The sequence below is a fragment of the Streptomyces sp. NPDC044719 genome, from assembly GCF_056433405.1.
On record NZ_JBWKHE010000009.1, the window covers coordinates 145,141 to 166,421 of the forward strand.

Annotated in this window: 19 protein-coding genes; 15 read left to right on the forward strand and 4 right to left on the reverse strand. The window is 71.9% G+C overall.

Features of this window, described 5'->3' with window-relative positions:
* The first annotated feature begins 259 nt into the window (after positions 1-259).
* From AC07DF_RS32585 to AC07DF_RS32610, 6 genes are read left to right on the forward strand one after another with little or no spacing between them, the layout of a single operon-like run.
* Positions 260-1,990 carry an ATP-binding protein gene (locus AC07DF_RS32585; RefSeq protein ID WP_478979592.1) on the forward strand — a complete coding sequence of 577 codons (1,731 nt, stop codon included), beginning with the start codon at positions 260-262 and terminating at the stop codon, positions 1,988-1,990.
* Complete coding sequence (locus AC07DF_RS32590; RefSeq protein ID WP_382488620.1) at positions 1,987-2,409, forward strand: roadblock/LC7 domain-containing protein; 423 nt, start codon at positions 1,987-1,989, stop codon at positions 2,407-2,409. The genes AC07DF_RS32585 and AC07DF_RS32590 overlap by 4 nt, the downstream gene beginning before the upstream one ends.
* Positions 2,406-2,768 carry a DUF742 domain-containing protein gene (locus AC07DF_RS32595; protein WP_478979594.1) on the forward strand — a complete coding sequence of 121 codons (363 nt, stop codon included), beginning with the start codon at positions 2,406-2,408 and terminating at the stop codon, positions 2,766-2,768. The genes AC07DF_RS32590 and AC07DF_RS32595 overlap by 4 nt, the downstream gene beginning before the upstream one ends.
* On the forward strand, positions 2,740-3,366 hold the full coding sequence (locus AC07DF_RS32600; RefSeq protein WP_478979596.1) for a GTP-binding protein: 627 nt from the start codon (positions 2,740-2,742) through the stop codon (positions 3,364-3,366). The genes AC07DF_RS32595 and AC07DF_RS32600 overlap by 29 nt, the downstream gene beginning before the upstream one ends.
* Positions 3,363-4,601 carry a cytochrome P450 family protein gene (locus AC07DF_RS32605; RefSeq protein WP_478979598.1) on the forward strand — a complete coding sequence of 413 codons (1,239 nt, stop codon included), beginning with the start codon at positions 3,363-3,365 and terminating at the stop codon, positions 4,599-4,601. Before AC07DF_RS32600 ends, AC07DF_RS32605 begins: the two co-directional genes overlap by 4 nt.
* Positions 4,598-5,824, forward strand: a complete 1,227-nt coding sequence (locus tag AC07DF_RS32610; RefSeq protein WP_478979600.1) for a cytochrome P450 family protein — start codon at positions 4,598-4,600, stop codon at positions 5,822-5,824. The genes AC07DF_RS32605 and AC07DF_RS32610 overlap by 4 nt, the downstream gene beginning before the upstream one ends.
* A 214-nt stretch (positions 5,825-6,038) precedes the next feature.
* Here the strand turns inward: AC07DF_RS32610 and AC07DF_RS32615 are convergent, their stop codons facing one another.
* Positions 6,039-7,532, reverse strand: a complete 1,494-nt coding sequence (locus tag AC07DF_RS32615; RefSeq protein WP_478979602.1) for a helix-turn-helix domain-containing protein — start codon at positions 7,530-7,532, stop codon at positions 6,039-6,041.
* 136 nt (positions 7,533-7,668) lie between these two features.
* Here AC07DF_RS32615 and AC07DF_RS32620 point away from each other — a divergent pair, with 136 nt between their 5' ends.
* The 5 genes from AC07DF_RS32620 (at position 7,669) to AC07DF_RS32640 (ending at position 12,866) form a co-directional block, all read left to right on the forward strand.
* Positions 7,669-8,289 carry an L-threonylcarbamoyladenylate synthase gene (locus AC07DF_RS32620; RefSeq protein WP_382488613.1) on the forward strand — a complete coding sequence of 207 codons (621 nt, stop codon included), beginning with the start codon at positions 7,669-7,671 and terminating at the stop codon, positions 8,287-8,289.
* A 193-nt stretch (positions 8,290-8,482) separates the two neighbouring features.
* Positions 8,483-9,238 (forward strand): dienelactone hydrolase family protein, encoded by a 756-nt coding sequence (locus AC07DF_RS32625; protein ID WP_478979605.1) that lies wholly within the window; start codon positions 8,483-8,485, stop codon positions 9,236-9,238.
* Positions 9,239-9,360: 122 nt separating this feature from the next.
* A complete protein-coding gene (locus AC07DF_RS32630; RefSeq protein WP_478979607.1) occupies positions 9,361-10,206 on the forward strand; it encodes an MHYT domain-containing protein in 846 nt (281 codons plus the stop codon).
* Between the two features lie 46 nt (positions 10,207-10,252).
* Positions 10,253-11,758: a metallophosphoesterase family protein gene (locus AC07DF_RS32635; RefSeq protein WP_478979609.1), complete on the forward strand. Its 1,506-nt coding sequence runs from the start codon at positions 10,253-10,255 to the stop codon at positions 11,756-11,758.
* Between the two features lie 79 nt (positions 11,759-11,837).
* Positions 11,838-12,866 carry an LLM class flavin-dependent oxidoreductase gene (locus AC07DF_RS32640; protein WP_478979611.1) on the forward strand — a complete coding sequence of 343 codons (1,029 nt, stop codon included), beginning with the start codon at positions 11,838-11,840 and terminating at the stop codon, positions 12,864-12,866.
* A gap of 2 nt (positions 12,867-12,868) precedes the next feature.
* Here AC07DF_RS32640 and AC07DF_RS32645 read toward each other — a convergent pair whose 3' ends face one another.
* A complete protein-coding gene (locus tag AC07DF_RS32645; protein WP_478979613.1) occupies positions 12,869-13,843 on the reverse strand; it encodes a TauD/TfdA dioxygenase family protein in 975 nt (324 codons plus the stop codon).
* Positions 13,844-13,931: 88 nt separating this feature from the next.
* Complete coding sequence (locus AC07DF_RS32650) at positions 13,932-15,476, reverse strand: glycoside hydrolase family 32 protein (protein WP_478979615.1); 1,545 nt, start codon at positions 15,474-15,476, stop codon at positions 13,932-13,934.
* A gap of 157 nt (positions 15,477-15,633) precedes the next feature.
* On the opposite strand from AC07DF_RS32650, the gene AC07DF_RS32655 reads away from it, so the two are divergent.
* From AC07DF_RS32655 to AC07DF_RS32670, 4 genes are read left to right on the forward strand one after another with little or no spacing between them, the layout of a single operon-like run.
* Entirely contained in the window at positions 15,634-17,043 is a 1,410-nt protein-coding gene (locus tag AC07DF_RS32655) for an extracellular solute-binding protein (RefSeq protein ID WP_478979618.1), read from the forward strand.
* Complete coding sequence (locus AC07DF_RS32660; protein WP_478979620.1) at positions 17,040-17,996, forward strand: carbohydrate ABC transporter permease; 957 nt, start codon at positions 17,040-17,042, stop codon at positions 17,994-17,996. Before AC07DF_RS32655 ends, AC07DF_RS32660 begins: the two co-directional genes overlap by 4 nt.
* 17 nt (positions 17,997-18,013) lie before the next feature.
* The gene (locus tag AC07DF_RS32665; protein ID WP_478979622.1) at positions 18,014-18,868 is read left to right on the forward strand and encodes a carbohydrate ABC transporter permease; all 855 of its coding nucleotides are present in this window, start codon (positions 18,014-18,016) and stop codon (positions 18,866-18,868) included.
* Positions 18,865-20,247, forward strand: a complete 1,383-nt coding sequence (locus AC07DF_RS32670; protein ID WP_478979624.1) for a glycoside hydrolase family 32 protein — start codon at positions 18,865-18,867, stop codon at positions 20,245-20,247. Before AC07DF_RS32665 ends, AC07DF_RS32670 begins: the two co-directional genes overlap by 4 nt.
* Here the strand turns inward: AC07DF_RS32670 and AC07DF_RS32675 are convergent.
* Positions 20,210-21,274, reverse strand: coding sequence for a LacI family DNA-binding transcriptional regulator (locus AC07DF_RS32675; RefSeq protein ID WP_478980197.1), 1,065 nt, complete (start codon positions 21,272-21,274; stop codon positions 20,210-20,212). The two genes, AC07DF_RS32670 and AC07DF_RS32675, sit on opposite strands and share 38 nt — an antisense overlap.
* Positions 21,275-21,281 lie beyond the last annotated feature (7 nt).

Below are 21,281 nucleotides of genomic sequence, written 5' to 3' on the forward strand. Positions count from 1 at the left end.
CTCCCCCGGTCGGACACACAGCCCGCCGAAGCGCTGTCCGTCCCCCTGCCATCGGCCGGAACCGTACACACCGCCAACTCCCCTGCCCTGCACGGCAATCCCGACAGTTGCCCCAGATACGAACAGACAGCGATCACTTTCGGAACGAAGTGGCGCTCCACCGTGCGAGATCAGTCGATGACGGTGTGTACTGTGCTGCGGGTAGCTCGCCAGAGCACCTCGGACCCCGCCCTGCCCGACTCTCCCTGGAATCTCTTCGATGATCGAACTACCGGACCTGGCCGTCGGTGGTCTCGCCCTCGGCACACTGTCCGCGTTCGCCCTCGGCGGCGGGCTGCTGCGCTCGCGGCGGCAACTGGCCGCCCAGCGCGCCAAGACCGCCGCGCTGCGGGCCCAACTCGACGGAACCTCACGGGCGTTCACCGCCGAGGTCGAGCATCTGGCGGCGCGGCGCCTGCCCTCCGCCGCCCGGCAGGTCGCGCATCCCCACATCGCCGTGCCCGGCCCGCTGAGCCCGCAGCTCGTGGGTTCGCCCCTGGGATTCGCACTGGAGCAGGTCTTGAAGGGTCTGCACGCCGAACTCGCCGCGCAGCGCACCCGGATCGACGCCGCCGCGCAGGCCGGGATGCGCGGGGCGACACGGGAGATCCAGGCGGCGCTGTACCGGCTGCAGGACGCCCTGCGTGGTCTGCAACAGCGCTACGACGACCCCGAGCTGGCGCAGACCCTCTTCGAACTGGACCACGAGAACGAGCAGTCGCTGCGCCGCGCGCAGATCGCCGCGGTGGTGTGCGGGGCCTGGGTCGGGCTCGCCCGGGAGGAGTCGCACCTCGTGGACGCGGTGACGGGCGGTCAGGCCCGGCTCGCGGGCTACCAGCGCGTCCGTATCCACAACCACCTGGAGGCTGGCACCGCCCTGGTGTCCCACGCCGTCGAGCCGGTCGCCATCATCGTCGCCGAACTGCTCGACAACGCGCTGCGGCACTCCGCGCCCGACACCGGCATCGTGGTCAATCTCGAGGCCGTCCACCACGGTGTCTGTGTCACCGTGGACGACGCCGGGCTGGGCATGACACAGGACGAACGGGCCCGGGCCCAGCGGCTGGTGGGCGGCCGCGAACCGATCCTGCTCACCGAGCTCGGCGACCCGCCGCGCATGGGACTCGCCGCGATCGGCCAGCTGACCCGGCAGTTCGATCTGAGCGTCGACCTGTCCTCCCCGTCCCCGTACGGCGGTGTGCGGGCGGTGCTGCGGGTCGACCGTCATCTGCTGACGCGGATCGATCCCGAGGAACTGCCCCCGGCGGCCAGCGCCCCGCGCTCCACCCGCAAGGAGGCCGTACCGGACACGGCGGGCGGCTTCGCTCCGCCCCGCGGCGCGGAACCGGCCGCGCCCGCCCCGTCTCCGTCCCGCGGGACCGAAACGGCACCGGCCACCGCGTCCGGCGGGCTCCACGGGTCCGCTGAGTCCCACGGGTCCGACAAGCCCCACTCGGCCGCTGGGCCCCACGGAGCCGACGAGCCCCACAGGTCCGACCAGTCCGAGCCGACCGCCGCGCCCCAGTCGCCCGAACCGACCACCGGCCACGAGCCGCCCGAGCCGACCCCCACCGCCGCCGACCGGGAGCACGGCTACGGCACCGACCAGGACGACCGTGAGGCAGCGCCGGCCCCGGGTCATCACAGCCCCGGTGACAGCGGCGGCCTCCCGCAGCGCCGTCGCCGCAGCCGGGCCACTCCGGCGCCGGACACCCAGGGCTTCGCCTCCGCACCCGCGCCGCAGCGCCGGCCCCGGCGCCCCGAGGAGTCCGCCGCCGCCCTCGGCGCGCTCCAGTCCGGCACGGCCGCCGGACGTTCCGCCGCCGCCAGGCCGAACACCGGGGCCTTCCCAGCCGTACCTGAGGGTGCCCCGGCCGAGACCACGGCCGACGCGGCATCCGACGACACCGGTCACGACCGGAACGACCACGAAGGGGGAACGGCTCGATGACCAGCCGCGCAGCGGGGGACACGGCATGGGTGCTCGAACCGGTCCTGGAGGTGCCGCACGTCGTGGCCGCCGTCCTGCTCACCCGGGACGGGCTCGTGACGGGCTACACCGACGCGCTGTCTCAGCCGTCCGCCGAGCGGGTCGCCGCCATCACCAGCACGGTGCAGGGCGCCTGCCGTACCGCGGCGGCCGCGTTCGCCGATACCGACCGGGCCGAGATACGGCAGGTCGTCATCGAGTCGGACCACGGCTATGTGCTCATCGTGCCGACCGACCACGGGACCTGCGTGGCCGCGTACGGCGATCCCGAGGTGCGTCTCGACCTGCTCGCCCACCGGGTGCACTCGCAGGTCGCCCGGCTGGGCGAGAAGGCCATGGCCGCCGGGCCCCGAGGTGCCGACGGCGGCACGCCGGCATGACCGGCCGCAGAGGCGGCCGCCCCCTGGTTCCCGCGTACCTGTCGACCGGCGGGGTGGCGCGGCCCAGCCGTGCCCATCTGGAACGGCTGTCCGTACTCACGGGCAGCGGTGCGCCGGCGCCGCCCGATCTGCCCGCCGCCCAGGCGGCCCTGCTGGAAGAGCTGGAGTACGGGTCCCTGACGGTCCTGGAGGCCGCCGCCCTGCTGCGGCTGCCGGTCTCCGCCGTGCTGGTGCTCGCCGCCGGCCTCGTCGACCGTGACCTGGCAGTGGCCCGCGCGCCCATCCCGCCCGCCCGACGCTTCGACCCCGACCTGCTGAAGAGAGTGGCCGATGGCCTCCGCGACCTCAAGCACCGTTGACGCCCAGCCCGGCGACACCGACATCCACCTCCCCGACACCGCGCGCGACCTGGTGAAGATCCTGGTCACAGGGCCTTTCGGAGTGGGCAAGACCACCCTGATCCGCTCCGTCTCCGAGATCCGCCCGCTGCACACGGAGGAGCAGCTCACCGAGGCGTCCGCGCGGGTGGACGATCTCGCCGGGGTGCGGGACAAGACGACCACCACGGTCGCCATCGACTTCGGCCGGATCAGCCTGCCGGGCGGGATCGTGCTGTATCTGTTCGGCACGCCCGGCCAGGAGCGGTTCCGGCCGCTGTGGGACGACATCGCCTACGGGGCGCTCGGCGCGCTCGTCCTGGTCGACGCCCGCCGGATCGACGCCTCGTTCGACGTGCTGGGGCTGGTGGAGGAGACCGGGCTGCCGTACGCCGTCGCGTTCAACACCTTCCCGGACGCGCCCCGCCATCACACGGCCGAGCAATTGCGCGCCGCCCTGGACCTGGAGCCGACGACCCCGATGGTGACCTGCGACGCGCGGGAGGCGAACTCCTCGATCGACTCCCTGCTCGCCCTTATCCAGCACCTGATCGACCATCGACCCGCGGAGCACCGGTGAACCGTCCGTCCCCCGCCGAGCAGGCCTTCGCCCTCGCGTCGCCCGTACGCCTGTGGGAGGACGCCTTCGCCCGCGACCCCTCCCCCTACTACGCCGCACTGCGCGCCCACGGCCCGGTCGGCTGGGCGGAACTCGCGCCCGGTGTGGCGGCGTACGTCGTCACGGACCGGCGGGCGGCGCTGGACCTGCTGCACGACACGGAGACGTTCTCGCACGACCCCCGGCCGTGGGAGGCGACCGTCCCCGACGACTCCCCCGTGCTCGGGATGATGCGCTGGCGGCCCAACACGCTGTTCGCCGACGGCGCCGCCCACATCCGCTACCGCACCGCGCTGATCGACGCCTTCGACCTGGTGGAGCCGCACGATCTGCGGGCCCGGATCCACCGGGCGGTGCATCTGCTGGTGAGCCGGTTCGGGCCGCGGGGCGAGGCCGATCTGGTCGGCGAGTTCACCAGGCCGCTGATGGCTCTGGTGTTCAACAGCCTGTTCGGGCTGCCGGACAGCGCGAGCGACCGGCTCGACTCCGCGCTCGGCAAGCTGATCGAGGGCGGCGCGCAGGCGGCGGAGGGAGAGGCCGAGTTCGGCGGGTACGTGCTGGAGCTGATCGCCGCCAAGAGCGAGCGGCGCGGCGACGACCTGCCGAGCTGGCTGCTGGACCATCCGGCGGGGCTGACTCCCGAGGAGGTCACCTGGCAGGTGTTCCTCACGCTCGGCGCGGGGCACGAGCCGACGGCCAACCTGGTGTCCAACGCGCTGTCCAGGATCCTCGGAAACCCGGCCTACTACTCGACGCTCACCAGCGGCGCCCGCCCCGTGACGGACGCGGTGCTGGAGGTGCTGCACCACGAGACGCCGCTCGCCAACTTCGGCATCCACTACGCCCGCACCCCCGTGACCTTCCACGGCGTGTGGCTCAGGGCCGCGGTGCCGGTGGTGATCTCCTACGGGGCGCTGGCGCAGGCCGCCGAGCAGGAGCGCGGCACGGACCGGCACCCGGGGGATGCCTCCCACCTGTCCTGGTCGGCGGGCCCGCACGCCTGTCCGGTGAAGCAGCACACGCTGCTCATCGCCACGGAGGCGATCGAACGGCTCACCCAGTGGCTGCCCGACCTCGAACCCGTGCTGCCCCGCGAGCGCCTCACCTGGCGCCCCGGGCCCTTCCACCGCTCGCTGACGGCGCTGCCCGTGCGTTTCAGCCCCCGCTCCCCCGACCAGCCTGGAGGACGACCGTGACCGTCACCGACCGCATCGCTCTCGACCCGTTCGGCGCCGACATCGCCGGCGAGAGCGCCCGGCTGCGCTCCCTCGGCCCGATCGTGCCCGTGGAACTGCCCGGTGGCATCCCCGCCTGGGCCCCCACGCGCTACGGCACGCTGAAGGAGCTCATCCTCGATCCGCGGGTCAGCAGGGACCCGCGGCTGCACTGGCGGTTGTGGCCCGAGATCGGCGAGCACCCGTCCTGGGGCTGGATCCTGGGCTGGGTGGGCGTGGTCAACATGCTCTCCACGTACGGCGCGGACCACACGCGGCTGCGCAAGCTGGTGGCGCCCAGCTTCACGCACCGGCGCACCGAGGCGATGCGGCCCCGCGTGGAGGCCATCACGGCGGAATTGCTGGACGCGCTCGCGGCGGCCGACGACGAGGTCGTGGACATCAAGGAGGGGTTCGCCCATCCGCTGCCGATGCGGCTGATCTGCGAACTGTTCGGTGTCCCGGACGCGTTGCGCGAGGACACCGCCCGGATGATCGCGGACCTCATGGACACCACCGACCCCAGCCCGGAACACGCGGAGTCCGTCCAGCGGCAGATCGGCACGGTGCTGCCCGCGCTGATCGCGCACAAGGCCGCGCACCCCGGCGACGACATGACCACCGAGCTGATCCGGGTGAGGGACGAGGACGGCGACCGGCTCAGCGACGAGGAACTGCTGTACACGCTGCTGCTGGTCATCGGGGCCGGCTTCGAGACCACCGTCAACCTGATAGGCAACGCGGCCGTGGCCCTGCTCCGGCGCCCCGAGCAACTGGCCGCCGTACGGGCCGGGGAGATCGGCTGGGACGCCGTCGTCGACGAGACGCTGCGCGCGCACCCGTCGATCGCGTCGCTGCCGCTGCGGTTCGCCGTCACCGACCTCACCGTCGGCGACGTCACCGTCCCGGCCGGTGACGCCATCCTCACGACGTACGCCGCCGCCGGACTCGACCCCGAGCACTACGGTGCGGACGCCGACACCTTCGACGCCACCCGCGCCGCCGACGACCATCTGGCGTTCGGGATCGGGGTCCACCGGTGCATCGGCGCACCACTGGCCCGCCTGGAGGCGCTCACCGCGCTGCCCGCCCTGTTCGACCGCTTCCCCGACCTGTGCCTGGCCACCGGTGACGAGGGCCTGCGGCAGGTGCCGTCCTTCATCGCCTTCGGCTGGCAGGAGATCCCGGTGCGGCTGCGAGGCTGAGCCGGGGGACGGACAGCTCGCGGGAGCGCGACCGGTCCCCCGTTCCGGTCGTGCCCCCGCGGTGCGTTGAACTTACGTCCATGGCAGAGGCCTTGTGAACCGCGTCGATGCCCGTTGCACAGTCAACAAGGCTCACCCGTGCACAGCTGAGTCCGGTTAGCCCGGTTTCGTCCCGCCTGGACCTGGCCAACCGGTTGCCCCTGAGGCAAATCGATCAGTCGTGGCGGTGGAAAACCGGCAGGTCGAGGTCACCGACGGCCAGGTGCGCGAGCACGACCTCGTACAGGTCGGTACCGGCGGCCAGCAGCTGGCGCTCCAGGACGGGTTCGGCGCTGCGGACGTGCTCGCGCACGGTCTGCGCGTGCACACCCAGGGTCTGCGCGGCCCGTTCGGCGTTGCCGCCGGCGGCGATCCAGGTGCGCAGGGTCCGGCGCGGGTTCCTGGCGTCCGCGTCCAGCCGGCCCAGCAGGTCCTGTGCCCAGGTGCGCACGGCGGGGCCGGACAGCAGGTCGGAGAGCCGCAGTCCGGGGTTGCCGGTGTCGCCCGCCGGGTGGGCGTCGGGCAGGCCGATCCGGGTGTTGAGTGCCAGGTGGACGACGGCCCGAACGGTGAGGTCGGCGAAGTCCGTGCCGAGCAGGCCCTCGACGCGTTCCATGCGGGCACGGACGGTGTTGCGGCTCACGCCGAGGACCTTGGCGGCGTTGACGGCGGTGAACTCCAGGCCGAGTCGGTTGGTGGCGAGCAGTTCGGCGCGGGTGTGGTGCGGCAGGGTGTCGAGCGGGCGCAGCACCCGGGACGTCCAGCCGCGCAGCGCCACCGGGTCCATCAGGCGTTCCGGGTGGGTGCGCTCGGCGTACACGGCCGTCTTGTCGGGCCGGAAGTGGGCGACGGCGAGGGCGCTGACGGCCTGTCCGTACGCGGTGGCGGTGCGGGCCAGGCTCTGCCGGACGCTCCCGCCCAGGAAGAGGTCCGGGTGCCGTCCCACCAGTGACCGCAAGGCCTCGCGCGTGCCGTCCCGGGGGCTGACGACGATCACGTGCCCGTCCATGGCCGGACAGCGCACGACCAGGGCTTCCTCCCCGGTGCTGTCCAGGCACTCCTCGGCGATGCGGTCGCGTACGGCGGGGGCGGACTCGACCACGTACACGCACGCCGTGTCGGCGTCGAGCAGCCCGGGCCAGAGCCCGGCGGCGACGCGACGGGCGGCGACGGTGTCCTCGACCATGAGCAGCTGCAGGATGGCCAGGCGCAGGTCGGAGGTGGCCCGCCGGAGCCGGTGCCCTGCCGCGGTCGACTCGCGCGCCGTCAGCAGGAGCTCGATCACCTGGGCGGTGTGGGTGACCACGTCGGAGGCCCGCCGGTCGAAGGGGGTGGCGCGGGAGACGGCCAGTACGCACGCGTGGGAGGGGTGCTCCACCCGGACCAGGCGCAGATGGCGCTCCCGGCTCTCCCAGGCGGCGGAGGCGATCCGGCCCGCGGTGATGTCCGTGACGAGGTCCTCGTCCAGCGGCAGCCGGTTCCCCGCGATGAGATTCCCGGCGGCGTCCTGCAGGGCCACCGACCCACGCACGGCGCGGGAGAGCCAGGCGACGACCCTGCGGACGTCGCGTCCCGCCGGGCGCAGATGCTCGAGCAGTTCCTCCGCCCACGCCGGACCCGCGCCGGCCGGCGTCTCCTGCTGCCGGTTCCCGCCCTCTCGGCCAGCCACCTCGGCCTTCCCCTCGCTCCTCGCACCGCCTCCGGCGCACCGGTCGGGGACGTTACCTCACGTGTGCCACGCACTCATCCCGGGCCGAAACCCCACCCTGCGCCACCGGCCCGCTCGGGCGGCATAAGCTCGGCAGATGGCGAAGTACTACGACGTGCACCCCGACAACCCCCAGCCGCGCACCATCGGCCAGATCGCCGACAGCATCCGCGCGGACGCTCTTGTCGCCTACCCCACGGACTCCTGTTACGCACTGGGCTGCCGCCTGGGCAGCCGGGACGGCATCGACCGGATCCGGTCGATCCGCAAGCTGGACGACCGGCACCACTTCACCCTCGTGTGCCAGGACTTCGCGCAGCTCGGCCAGTTCGTGCGGGTCGACAAGGACGTGTTCCGCGCGATCAAGGCCTCGACGCCCGGCAGTTACACGTTCATCCTTCCGGCGACGAAGGAGGTGCCGCGCATGCTGCAGCACCCCAAGAAGAAGACGGTCGGCGTCCGGATCCCGGACCACGTCGTCACCCAGGCCCTGCTCGCCGAGCTCGGTGAGCCGTTGCTGTCCAGCACGCTGCTGCTGCCCGGCGAGGAGGAGCCGATGACGCAGGGCTGGGAGATCAAGGACGAGCTCGACCACGTCCTGGACGCGGTGGTCGACTCCGGCGACTGCGGCACCGAGCCGACGACGGTCATCGACTTCTCCGGCGGCGAGGCGGAGATCGTGCGGCACGGCGCGGGAGACACCACACGGTTCGAGTAAAGGGCACGCCAAAGGCCGTTCACGGTTGAACCGTGTGCGGGGGGTGGGTGAAATGCCCCGGGAAAGCGCGTGTCACGATGCCCGTGATCCGCCCGGTCACGCGGACGGGTCCCCGGCCGGGATCCCGCGGGTCCGACACCTCTCGGGTCCGGGACCCCGCAGCTCCGACACCCCGCAGAGAGGCAGCCCAGCCATGACCGCCGTACAGGGAACCGCTGTCGACATCCGCACCGAGGACGGCACCGCGGACGCGTATCTGGCCCGTCCCGACGACGGGGCCGCCCATCCGGCGGTCCTGCTCTACATGGACGCCTTCGGCCTGCGTCCGCGGCTGCGCTCCATGGCCGACCGGCTGGCCGGCCAGGGCTACACGGTGCTGGTGCCGAACGTGTTCTACCGGCACGGTCGCGCCCCTGTGTTCGAGCTGCCCGAGTTCATCGATCCGGGGGCGCGTCCGGAGATATTCGAGCGCATCATGCCGGTCATGCAGGCCCTGACGCCTGACGTCGCGATGCGGGACGCCGCCGCCTATCTCGGCTGGCTGGCCGAGTCTCCCGCCGTGGCCGACGGCCCGGTCGCGCTGACCGGCTACTGCATGGGGGCCCGCCTCTCGCTGCTCACCGCCGGCACCTACCCGGAGCGGGTCGCGGCCGCGGCCGGCTTCCACGGCGGGCGGCTGGCGACGGACACACCGGACAGCCCGCACCTGGTGGCCGGCAGGATCACCGCCGAGCTGTACTTCGGCCACGCCGACCAGGACCCCTCGCTGCCGCCGGAGCAGATCGAGCGCCTGGAGGAGGCCCTGACGGCGGCGGGCGTCCGCCACCGCTGCGAGGTGTATCCGGGCGCGCCCCACGGCTTCACGCAGGCCGACACGGCGTCGTACCACCAGGAGGGCGACGAGCGGCACTGGGCGGCTCTGCTCGACCTCCTGAAGCGCACATTCTGACCGAAGTCGACTGTCGATGAAAGTAAGTTGTCGATCTACCGACGGTAAGGGCTTGCTTTCACGTGTCCACGGCACGTAAACCTTGCCTCCACACCAGCCAGGACTCTGGGGGGAGTTGGCTCATGGACGGCACGGTCGACGGGTTCCGCTACGGTGCGGTGACCCCGGTTGCGGCCTATTTGATGGCTTGTCTGGGAGGGGCACTGGGGCTGCGGTGCATCGTGCGCTCGCTGCTCAACGAGCGATCCTGGAAACCCGGTTGGCTGGCGTTAGGCGCCGCCTCCATCGGGTGCGGCATCTGGACGATGCACTTCATCGCCATGATCGGCTTCCACGTGGAGGAGACCCGGATCCGCTACGACGCGGCCACGACGGTGCTCAGTCTCGTCGTGGCCGTTGTCGTGGTGGGCATCGGCGTGTTCATCGTCGGCTACCGCGGCACGGGCCTCCCGGTCCTGGCGGTCGCGGGTACCGTCACGGGACTGGGCGTCGCGACCATGCACTATCTGGGTATGGCGGCGATGCGGCTGAACGGCGACGTCGGCTACGACCCACTCGGTGTCGCGCTGTCCGTGCTGATCGCCATCGCCGCGGCGACCGCCGCGCTGTGGTCGGCCGTCACGATCCGCAGCCTGCTGATGAGCCTCGGGGCGAGCCTCGTGATGGGTGTGGCGGTGTCCGGGATGCACTACACGGGCATGGCCGCCGTCAGCGTCCATGTGCACGACACGGCGGGCGGGACATGGGCCGGCGACTCGCCCATGTCACTGCTGCTGCCGATGCTGATCGGACCGGTCGTCTTCCTCCTGCTGGCCGGGGTCGTGGTGATGTTCGATCCGCTGCTGGTGCTGGGCGAACGGCCCTCCGTATCGCACCCGGGCACCTCCGCGAAGGACTCGGTGCCCAACTCCGCGGCTTCGCCCAGCAGTTCGCGACCCACAGCGGGGTGGCCCGCCCGTAAGCGGTGAGGCACCCGCCGCGGACGGCTTCTAGATCGATTGTTACGGTGCACCGGTGTCTGACTCCTCACGCGATACCGCCGAAGGCGCCGGCTGGAACAGCACCGAACGCGGCGCGTACCAGCAGTTGATGCCGCCGCGGGTCGAGAAGATCTCCTGGCTGAACCCGAAGACGCTGTGGGCCGCCCGCAACGGCGTGCTGGCCTCCTGGTTCGGCGACCCCACCGGCCGGATCCGCGGCCGGTGGGTGGCACAGCGCGAGGCGACGGGCGCACCGGCCGACAAGGTGATCCGGCGCGAGGAGCCGGACCGGTTCTCCTTCCTCGTCATCGGCGACACCGGCGAGGGCGACGACCCCCAGTACGCCGTCGTGCCGGGCTTTCTGAAGACCGGTCAGGACACCAGCTTCGCCGTACTGGCCAGTGACGTGATCTACCCGGTGGGCAGCGCGGACGACTACGACACCAAGTTCTTCCGCCCGTACCAGGACTACCAGGCGCCCATCTACGCGATACCCGGCAACCACGACTGGTACGAGGACCTCGGCGGCTTCATGCGCGTCTTCTGCGACGACGCCCCGCCGCTGCCGCCCGAGCCCCGGCCGCGCCCCCTCACCCGGGCCTGGCTGCGGTCCCTGCTGTGGCACAGGCCGCGCCCGGACGACGGGCAGCACCTGGCCGAGGCCCGCAAGTTGCGCTCCTCCCCCGCTCAGCAGGCGGTTCAGCCGGGCCCGTACTGGGCGATCGACGCCGGACCGGTGCGGATCATCGGCATCGACACGGGTCTGCTGGGCACCCTCGACGCCGAGCAGGGCGCCTGGTTGCGCGAGGTCTCCCAGGGTCCCCGCCCGAAGATCCTGGTCACCGGCTCGCCCCTGTACGTGGACGGCAGGCACGAACCGTGTGCCATCGAGGGAGGCGGCACGGTCGACGGCATCGTCCGCGACCCCGCGCACCACTACGTGGCGGCGATCGGCGGCGACATCCACAACTACCAGCGCTACCCGGTCCGGCTGGACGACGGACGCACCCTCCAGTACGTGGTCGCGGGCGGTGGCGGGGCGTTCATGCACGCCACCCACACCATCCCCCGCGTCTCCGTCGCGAACGTCACCGAGCAGGACTTCCGCTGCTATCCGCTGCGCGGTGACTCCCTCGCCTTCTACAGCCGGCTGTACGGCCGCCGGCTGCGCATGCGCCGCTTCTTCACACTCACCGAGGCCGAGGCGACGGCCGTGATCGCCGAGCGCCTCGGCATCCGGCCCGCCCGCTCGCCGGCCACCTCGACCCGTGTCACCCGGCGCGTCCGCCTGGTCGCCGGGCTGCTCGGCACCGGTCGCCGGCCCGACAAGGCCAAACGGTTCCGGCTGCCCGTACGGAAGATCTACACGTCGCTGTTCTCACCGAGCTCGGCGACCTACAGCCCGCCGTTCTTCAAGTGCTTCCTGCGCCTGGACGTCTCCCCGGACTCGGTACGCCTGCGCTGCCACGCGGCCACCGGCGACCGCGCCCAGGAACTCGCCCCGCCGATCGAGGACGAGGTGACGATCCCGCTGCGCTGACCCGGTGCGGCGGGAACAGGGCGGACGGTGGCGGGGTTGGCACAGGCGTAGCCATTGAACGTTCAATGATGGAGGGTCCGTGCCACCGACCTCACGACCGCTGCGCAAGCTGGGTTTCCTGACCATCGGGCTGTTCGACGAGGCGGATCCACGCCGTGGCCACGAGACGACGCTGGAGATCATCGAGCTGGGCGAGCGGCTCGGCTTCGACAGCGCGTGGGTACGCCACCGCCATCTCCAGTACGGCATCTCCTCGCCCGTCGCGGTCCTGTCCGCGGCCTCCCAGCGCACCCGCCGCATCGAACTCGGCACGGCGGTCATCCCGCTCGGCTGGGAGAATCCCCTGCGGCTGGCCGAGGACCTGGCCACCGTCGACCTGCTGTCCGGCGGCCGCCTCAACCCGGGCGTCAGCGTGGGCCCGCCGATGCACTACGACCAGGTCAAGGGCGCGCTCTACCCGGACACGGCCGACACCGAGGACTTCGGCTACGGGCGAGTGGAACGGCTGCTGGACTTCGTCCGGGGCAAGCCGGCGACGGACTTCAGCGGGCGGGAAGGCTTCGAGGTCTTCTCGCAGCGGGTGCAGCCGCACTCCCCCGGCCTGGGCCGCCGCATGTGGTACGGCGGCGGCAGCCTGCGCTCGGCCCGGTGGGCGGGCGAGCACGGCATGAACCTCCTCACCAGCAGCGTCGTCAAGGCCGAAGACCCCTACGGCCCCTACGACTTCGGGGAGATCCAGCTCTCCCACATCCGCGCCTTCCGCGCCGCCCACCCCGACGGCGAGGCCGCCCGGGTCTCGCAGGGCCTCGTGGTCATCCCGACGGACTCGGCCTCGCCCGCACAGCGCGCCCGGTACGAGGAGTACGCCGCCGAGCGCACCCCCCGTACGTCCGAACCACAGGGCCCCGCGCGACTGCTGTTCGCGCCGGACCTGGTGGGCACCTCCACGCAGATCGCCGAGCGGCTGCACGCGCACGCCGCGTTCCGGGAGGTGGACGAGGTGGCGTTCGCACTGCCCTTCACCTTCGAGCACGAGGACTATCTGCAGATCCTCACCGACATGGCGACGAAGCTCGGGCCGGCGCTGGGGTGGCGGGCGGGCGGCTGAGTTCACCAACGGCCCGGCTCACTGCCGGTGATCACCTCGGACGGCTTGCCGTCCACCCCGACGGGCACGCCCCCCGCGAGCATCACCCGGTGCATGATCCGCGGATGGTCGAGGTGCGCGGTGTCGCCGGGGGCCAGGTGCATGGTGGCGCGGTTGTCCCAGAACGCCACGCTGCCCGGCTCCCAGCGGAACCGCACCGTGTACTCGGGCCGGACCGCCTGCTCCAGCAGAAGGTCCAGGATCGCGCCGCTCTCGGGCCGGGAGAGGCCGGCGATCTGCTCGACGTAGTAGCCGTTGACGTAGAGGATGCGTTCCCCCGTCTCCGGGTGGACACGCACCAGCGGGTGCAGCGAGGCGACCTGGCGGTCCAGCAGGTGCCGGACGTACGCGTCATCACCGGGCCGGGGCTGGTAGCCGACGCCGAGCCGGTGCTCGGCCCGCAGCCCGTCGACGAACTCCCGCAGCGGCGCGGAGAGTCCGGCGTACGCCGCCGCCAGGTTCGACCAGGTGGTGTCGCCGCCGTAGGGCGGTACGGTCTCGGCGCGCAGGATCGTCGCGGCGGGCGGGTCGACGCGGGCGCCGTGGTCGCAGTGCCAGCCGCGCAGCAGGGTGTGCCGGCGCCGCCGCAGCCACTCGTCGTGCTCCATGCCGAACCGCCCGCCCAGTTCCAGCCGGTCGGCGGTCGTCTCGATCTCGGGGAAGCCGGGCGGCGAGGCCTTGCCGCGCCGGGGCAGCACCACGATGTCGCCGAACCGGCGCGCGAACGCCACATGCCCGGTGTGGTCCAGCCGCTGTCCCCGGAAGAACACCACCTTCCATCGCAGCACCGCCGCCCTGATCGCGGCGATCACGGCGTCGTCGAGGTCCGCCGCCAGGTCGACGCCGCTGATCTCGGCGCCGATGTGCCCGGCGACCGGCCTCACCTCCACCCCGGCCTCCCGCGCCGCCTCGTCCGTGATCGGGCCGTCCGTCGTCATGAGCGCTCCGCTGGTCGTGGGCGAGTGTCTGCCGTCCCGAAGATCGTGACAGTGATCTCCGCCCGGGGCGACACCGCGTCGGCGCCCCTCACACCCTGAACTCCCGGACCACCGTGTTCCGGAACACCGCCTTCCCGTCGATCGTGAAGAGCGCGAGCCCCGTGTCGACCAGATAGGGGAAGGCCGCCGAGGAGTGCACGTACCGGCCGTCGTCCACGAACATCTCCACGGACGTACGGTCGACCAGGATCCGCAGCTTCACCGCCCGCCGGGCCGGGTCGAAGGGGCTGTGGCTCTCCTGCCATCTGCCCGACATGTCCGGGGAGACGGAGGGGCGGCGGTTGAGGTAGGCGTAGTCGCGGTGGACTCCGGCGTCGATGTGCCGGACGCCGTCCGGGGAGCGCCGCAACTGCACTCCCGCGCCTGTGAGCTGCTCCCAGGTGATCTCACAGGTCAGTTCGTAGGCGGTGCCCCGGTAGTCGAGGACGCGGGTGCCGTCGACCGCCAGGTCGCCGAGCCGCACCGTGCGGGAGACGTACCGGTCGAGCGCGGCGACCGGCCGGGACACCAGGTGGAAGGTGCCGTCGGCGGCGCGCTTCAGCGTGATCTCGCGGACGATCGAGTCGGTGCCGTTGAAGCCGTCGCTGTCGATGGTGGGCGTGATGTGGGCGTAGTCCCAGTTGTTCAGCCAGCCGATCGCACAGCGGGTCTCCTCGTCGGGCGTGCCGTCGGCGCCGCGCTGGTCGAAGGTGACGGCTCCGTACCAGTCCCAGCCCTGGTCGAGCCACTGCGGCTCGGTGGCGTCGGCGGTGAACGCGCTGCCGTCGAAGGAGCCCGTCCAGTACGCGTACGTGTTCGGCAGCCCGGCGGCCTTGCCGTTGGCGCTCACGCCGAGCACCCACTTCACGGTGCCGTCCCCGGCACGGATGCGGAACAGGTCGGGGCACTCCAGCACTCCGATGCCGCCCCTGACGAAACCGCTGACGTACGTCCAGGACTTGAGGTCGGCGGAGTGGTAGAAGCCCACCTTGTCGTTCTCGGCGAGGGTCATCACCCACCGCCCGCGCTCCTCGTCGCGGATCACCTTCGGGTCGCGGAAGTCGCGCACACCGGGGTTGGGCAGCACCGGGTCGGTGCCGTGCGGGGTGAACGAACGGCCGCCGTCGGTGGAGTAGTACAGGTACTGCGCCTGGTCGCTCGGGCCGTCGTGCGGCGACATCGTGGCCAGGACGACGACCGCGCCCGCCCCGAAGCCCGCGGTGTTCTCCGTGTCGACCACCGCCGAGCCCGACCAGACGTCGCCGTTGGGGTTGATGTCCTTGGGCACGGCGATCCCCCGGTCCGTGAAGGAGACCAGGTCGGTGCTGGTGGCCAGACGCCAGGCGGTGCCGACCTCACCGGAGAGGTAGTCGGCGTTGTGGAGGTAGTAGTAGTGGTACGCGCCGTCGATCCAGACCGGGCGCTGCGGGTCGTTCTTCCACTGTTCGGGGACGGTGAAGTGATAGGCGGCGCGGTAGCTCGCACGGGCCGCCCTCGGCCTGGCTGCGGCCGGGCCCGCCGCGGCGGGCAGTAACGCGCCGGCCGTGCCCATGGCCGAGCCGGCGAACAGCGCTCTCCTGGTGATCCCGCTCATCACACTCGTTCCTCTCGTCGGAAACGGCGGCTCATGGGACCAGGACTCTCGGACCTAACTCGTTAAAGGTCAAGCGGTCACACGCCTTGACAGGTCGGTTCGGTCCTCACATCATCTGGGGCATCAACCCTCGTCTAACACGAGTTAGGCCCCACAGATGACCGACTCGCACCTCACCCGCCGCGCTCTGATGCGGTACGGCGCCTATGGCGCGGGGGCCGCCGCCCTGGCCGGCACCGCCGCGAGCTGGGACCGGCTCACCGGAGCCGACATCCCCGGCCGGGACGACGGCTCCCTGGTCGTCGCCACGCTGGGCCCCGCCTACGGGCCGGAGGCCATCCGCACCCTTCAGGAGGGCTTCCGCGAGCTGCACCCCGACATCAAGCTCCGGATCAACGCGGTGCAGGCCGTCGACTGGTCGGACTTCTTCGCGAAGATCCTCACCCAGGTCGCGGCCGGCACCGCCCCCGACCTCGTCTACGTCGCCACCGAGGGCGTGCAGTTGTTCGCGCAGCGGCTCGGCGTGGCCCTGGACAAGTGGGTGCGGCGGGACGCGGCCGAGCTGAAGGAGTACTTCGCCGACGTCCACCCGTCACTGGTGGAGTCGATGATGTACGAAGGCAGCCTCTACCAGCTGCCGGTGGAGTTCAACGCGGCCGACATGTACTTCAACCGGCAGGTGCTGCGCCGGGCGGGGGCGGATTTCCCGCCGGCCGACTGGACCCGCGACGACTTCACCAGGCTCCTGCGGGACATGAAGGAGTCCGGCGGGCGCCGCTTCACGCCCTACTTCTGGACCAACCGGCTCTGGGGCGGCGTGGTGCCCTGGCTGTTCGCGAACGACACCAACCTGCTCACCGAGTCCAAGGCGCCCGGCGGGCAGTGGCTCTGGGACGGCTTCTATCCGGCGGGCCGGCGCAGGGGCCGCGGGGGCGGCTTCCGCTGGACGACGCCGCAGGCCACCCACGACCGGGTGGAGGAGGTCTACGACTATCTCGCCTCCCTCATCCAGGAGGGCCTGTGCACCCGCCCCGAGGGCGGCAACGGCCAGAACCTGATCGGTGTGTTCTCCACCGGCCGGGTCGGTGTCACACCGGCGGGCGGCTTCTGGGCGGGCGGCCTGCATCTGGCGGGCATGCGGCGGGACGGGTTCGACGTGCAGTACTTCCCGCGCTGGCGCACCCAGCGCATGCAGTACGGCGCGGCGGGCTACGCGCTGCTGCGCACCTCGAAGATGCAGGACGAGGCATGGGAGTTCATCAAGTACGCGGCCCGCAAGGACACCCTCGAGCGGCTGTTCGCCACGAACCAGACGACCCCGGCCCGCCGCTCGCTGCTGACCGCCGCCCGTTACGAGAAGACGGGTCCGGCCCACTGGCCGGTCTTCTACGACACCCTCGACCGGTTCCCCGACACCGGCCCGATCCCGGCGCCGCCGCAGGTCGCGGAGGTCGAGCAGGTACTGCTTAAGCACACAGGTACGGCCCTGGCCTCCCCGCGCTCGGTGCGTCCCGCGCTGCGCCGGATGCAGGGCGATCTGGAGAAGGCCATGGAGCGTGACGCGTGACGAACACCCAGACACCGCCCGCACGGGCCGAGCGACCCGCGGCCCCGCCTGCCCCCGCGCCGAAGGGCCCCTCGGCCCGTGACCGCGGCACCCGGCTGCTGGCCACGCTGTTCCTGACGCCGACGATCGTGGGCATCGTCGTCTTCACGGTCGTCCCGATCCTCGGCTCGGTGGTCCTGAGCCTGTTCCACTGGAATGTCATCGACTCGCCGTCCTACGCCGGGCTCTCCAACTACGGTGAGGTGTTCGGCGACGAGACCGTCCTGGTGTCCTTCCGCAACACGCTGGTGTTCATGGTGTTCGCGGTGGCACTGCAACTGCTGATCGCGCTGGCGCTCGCCCTGACCCTCAACGGCCGGATGCCGGTGTGGCTGCGGTCGGTGTTCCGCTCAGCGTTCTTCTTCCCGCTCGTGCTGTCCGCCGCGTCGATCTCGGTCGTGATGAAGTACCTGTTCAACCAGGACTTCGGGGTGGTCAACTGGCTGCTCGGCTTCGTCGGGATCGCGCCCGTACCGTGGTTGACGTCGGAGAACGCGGCGATGGCGACCGTGGTCCTGGTCTATGTCTGGCAGCAGTTCGGCTTCTCGTTCCTGCTGTTCATCGGCGGCCTGAACAACATCCCGAAGGAGATCCACGAGGCCGCCGCCCTGGACGGCGCGACCGGCCTGCGCAAGCACCTCACCGTCACCCTGCCGCTGCTGTCACCGACGCTGCTGGTCGCCTCGGTCGTCGGCATCATCAACGCGCTGCAGGTCTTCGAACAGCCCTACGTCCTCACCAACGGCGGTCCCGGCGACTCCACCCGCACGGTCGTGATGGTGATCTACGAGACGGCCTTCGAGCAGCTGCGCTTCGGTGAGGCGTCCGCGGTGGGTGTGCTGCTGTTCGTGCTGATCATGGCGGTCACGGCCCTCCAGTTCCGGCTCAGCCGGCGTTTCGTCCACTACCAGTGAGCCGGGTGAGTCCTCTCATGAGCCAAGCAACCCTGTCCTTTGGCCGTGTGCGGTACCGGCTGGCGCCCTGGGCGCGGATCGCCGGTCTGGCCGTATGCGCGCTGCTCACCCTCGGCCCGGTGGTGTGGACGGTCTCCACCTCGCTGCGCACCCCTGCCGAGGCGTTCGACCTACCGCCGCAGCTCGTCCCGACGAACCCGTCCACCGAGGCGTACCGGGGCGTGTTCGACCAGATCGACGTCTGGCTGCTGGCGCTGAACTCCACCCTGGTCACCGGGCTGATCGCGGTCGGCCAGATGATCACGGCGGGCCTTGCCGGATACGCCTTCGCACGGCTGGAGTTCCGCTTCAAGAAGCCGCTGTTCGGCCTGGTCCTGGCGACGATGATGGTGCCGTTGCAGGTCACCATCGTGCCGGTGTTCCTGGTGCTGAAGTCGATGAGCCTGACCGACACCCTGCTGGGATTGATCATCCCGGCCTTCCCGACCGCCTTCGGCACGTTCCTGATGCGCCAGTACTTCCTGGGCATGCCCAAGGACCTGGGCGAGGCGGCCATGCTGGACGGCGCCGGGCCCTGGCGGACCTTCCGCTCCGTGTACGCCCCGCTGGCCGCGCCCGGCCTCGCGATCGTCGGCGTGCTGGCCTTCAACTACCACTGGAACGAGTTCTTCCGGCCGCTGATCCTCGAGACCTCGGGGCAGAACTACACCTTGCCGCTGGGTCTGGTCTCCCTCCAGGGCAATCTCGGCACCGGCTCGATCTCCGTCGTGCTCGCCGGTGTCGTCCTCTCCATGATTCCCGCCGTCGCCGTGTTCGTCGTCGGCCAGCGCCCTCTGCGCGAGGGCATCACCTCCGCAGGAGTCAACCGTTGAGCCTCACCGCTCCCCCGCAGGACCCGAACGCCCCGCGCTACCGGGTCCGCCCGCCCGCCAACTGGATGAACGACCCCAACGGGCCCTTCCGCTGGCGTGGCCGCCACCACCTCTTCTACCAGCACAACCCGGACGCCCCGGTGCACGCGAACGTCCACTGGGGGCACGCCTCCAGCCCGGACCTCGTGCACTGGGAACACCACCCGATCGCGCTCACCCCGACACCGGGGGGCCCGGACGAGGCGGGTTGCTGGTCGGGGTGTGTGGTCGACGACGACGGCGTGCCGACGGCCGTCTACACCGGTGTCGACCGGAACCACACCGGCCTCGGCACGATCTGCCTGGCCCGGGCGGCGGACCCGGACGACGAGACGCTGACCGAGTGGGCTCCCCTGCCCACTCCGGTGGTGACGGGCCCGCCCGAGGGGCTGGACGTGGTGATGTTCCGCGACCCGTTCGTCTTCCGCCACGACGGGAGGCGCCTGGCGCTGGTCGGCGCGGGGCACGCCGACGGCACGCCGTCGGTCCTGCTCTACGACTGCGACGACCTGGCCGACTGGCGCTTCGCCGGTGTGCTCCTGGACGGCCGGGACCCGGCCGCCGCGGCGGCGTTCGGCGACCGGGCGACCGGCTGGGAGTGCCCGCAGCTGTACGCGGCGCGGGGCGGCGAGTGGGTGCTGGTGGTGTCGTTGTGGGACGGCCACCCCTGGACCACCGGATATCTGACGGGCCGTCTGGACGCGGACCTGCGCTTCACCGTGCGGACGGGCGGCCGGCTCGACCACGGCCGTGACTTCTACGCGCCCGCGGTGCTCCAGGAGCAGGGCCGGGCCCTGATGTGGGGCTGGTCGTGGGAGGCCCGCGAGCAGGGCGGGAGCGACTGGGCAGGTGTCCTGACCGCTCCCCGCGTCGTCGACGTCCATCCCGACGGGGCGCTGCGGGTGGCCCCGGCCCCGGAGCTGCGCCGGCTGCACGCCGCGGAGCCGTTCGTCACCACCCCCGGCCGGACCGCGCTCCCGGCGGCCTACGACCTGACCGTCAGCGCCCGCGACCGCACCACCGTGACCCTCCTGCGCTCGGCCTCAGGAGCCGGGCTCACGGTCTCTCTCGACCCTGAAGAGGGCGCCGTGACACTCGACCGGGGGGACTGGCCCCGCGAGGAGGCCGAGGCGGCCGGGCCGATCGTCGTCCATGTGCCGCCGTACGAGGAGCTCACGGTGCGCGTCCTCGTCGACGGCTCGCTGTACGAGCTGTTCGTCGGCGACCGGGCCATGGTCACCGAGCGGATCTACCGACGTCCGGACGACGTGGGGGAGTTGAGCGTGACGTCCGGCGCGGCCGTCACCGGATGGGAGCTGGTCCCACCGAGGCGCGACTGATCACCGGGCAGGCCAGGCGCCGCACGGTGGCGGGCGGCGTGCGTCCGGTGGCGATGGCTTCGAGGAGGAGCCCGGCCGCGGCCTCCCCCATCGCCCGGTGGGGCAGCGCGACGGTGGTGAGGGGCGGTGCGAGGTAGGCGGCCATGTGCTCCTGGTCGTCGTAGCCCACCACCGACAACTCGCCGGGCACGGAGATCCCGAGCCGGGTCGCGGCGTGCAGGACGCCCGCCGCGACCCGGTCGTTGTAACTGAAGATCCCGGTGGGCCGCCGGTCGGCCGGGGCCCCCTCGAGGAGACGGACGGTGCCTTCGTACCCACCGGAGATCTCGCCGCCGGTCCGCACGACCCATCCCCTGGGCACGGTGATGCCCTCGGCGCGCAGCGCGTCGCGGAAGCCGCGCAGCCGCTCCACCGAGGCGATGTCGTCCTGCCCGCCGACGAGCGCGACCCGCCGGTGCCCCTGCTCCAGCAGCAGCCGGGCCGCCGTACGGCCGCCCGCGCGCTCGGCGGGGATGACGGCGGGCAGCGAGTCGTCCTCGGGCAGACAGTTGGCCAGCACGGAGTGGGTGCGGTGCAGTCCCTCGGGGACGCGGACGCGGCGCAGGGACATGGCCGCGTAGATGATGCCGTCGACGCGCCGGTCGAGGAGCTCGGCGACGGCCGCGTCCTCCTTGGCCGGGTCGCCGCCGGAGTCGACGGTGAGGACCAGGTGCTCGCCGGCCCAGGCGGTGTCCATGGCGCCGCGCAGCAGCCGTCCGGCGAAGGGCGAGGAGGCGATCTCGTCGGTGACCAGGCCGATCACGGCCGTACGGCTGCGGCGCAGGCCGCGGGCGACGGGGTCGGGCCGGTAGCCGAGCTGGGTCGCGGCCTGCCGGATGCGTTCCTGGGTGGCGGGCGAGAGGTTGCCGTCGGCCCGGCCGTTGAACACGAAGGACACCGCCGTGTGCGACACGCCGGCGAGCCGGGCCACGTCCCGCGAGGTGGGACGTCCCGATCCCGTCACCGGCTTCTTCTCGGCGCTGTCCATACCGTCC

Bases quoted from the DNA above. Each gene is read 5' to 3' on its own strand.
- AC07DF_RS32620 (WP_382488613.1), top strand. From the start codon at position 7,669: ATGGCGAAGTACTACGACGTGCACCCCGACAACCCCCAGCCGCGCACC.
- AC07DF_RS32585 (WP_478979592.1), top strand. From the start codon at position 260: ATGATCGAACTACCGGACCTGGCCGTCGGTGGTCTCGCCCTCGGCACA.
- AC07DF_RS32655 (WP_478979618.1), top strand. From the start codon at position 15,634: ATGACCGACTCGCACCTCACCCGCCGCGCTCTGATGCGGTACGGCGCC.
- AC07DF_RS32645 (WP_478979613.1), bottom strand. From the start codon at position 13,843: ATGACGACGGACGGCCCGATCACGGACGAGGCGGCGCGGGAGGCCGGG.
- AC07DF_RS32590 (WP_382488620.1), top strand. From the start codon at position 1,987: ATGACCAGCCGCGCAGCGGGGGACACGGCATGGGTGCTCGAACCGGTC.
- AC07DF_RS32650 (WP_478979615.1), bottom strand. From the start codon at position 15,476: ATGAGCGGGATCACCAGGAGAGCGCTGTTCGCCGGCTCGGCCATGGGC.
- AC07DF_RS32630 (WP_478979607.1), top strand. From the start codon at position 9,361: ATGGACGGCACGGTCGACGGGTTCCGCTACGGTGCGGTGACCCCGGTT.
- AC07DF_RS32665 (WP_478979622.1), top strand. From the start codon at position 18,014: ATGAGCCAAGCAACCCTGTCCTTTGGCCGTGTGCGGTACCGGCTGGCG.
- AC07DF_RS32595 (WP_478979594.1), top strand. From the start codon at position 2,406: ATGACCGGCCGCAGAGGCGGCCGCCCCCTGGTTCCCGCGTACCTGTCG.
- AC07DF_RS32600 (WP_478979596.1), top strand. From the start codon at position 2,740: ATGGCCTCCGCGACCTCAAGCACCGTTGACGCCCAGCCCGGCGACACC.
- AC07DF_RS32625 (WP_478979605.1), top strand. From the start codon at position 8,483: ATGACCGCCGTACAGGGAACCGCTGTCGACATCCGCACCGAGGACGGC.
- AC07DF_RS32675 (WP_478980197.1), bottom strand. From the start codon at position 21,274: ATGGACAGCGCCGAGAAGAAGCCGGTGACGGGATCGGGACGTCCCACC.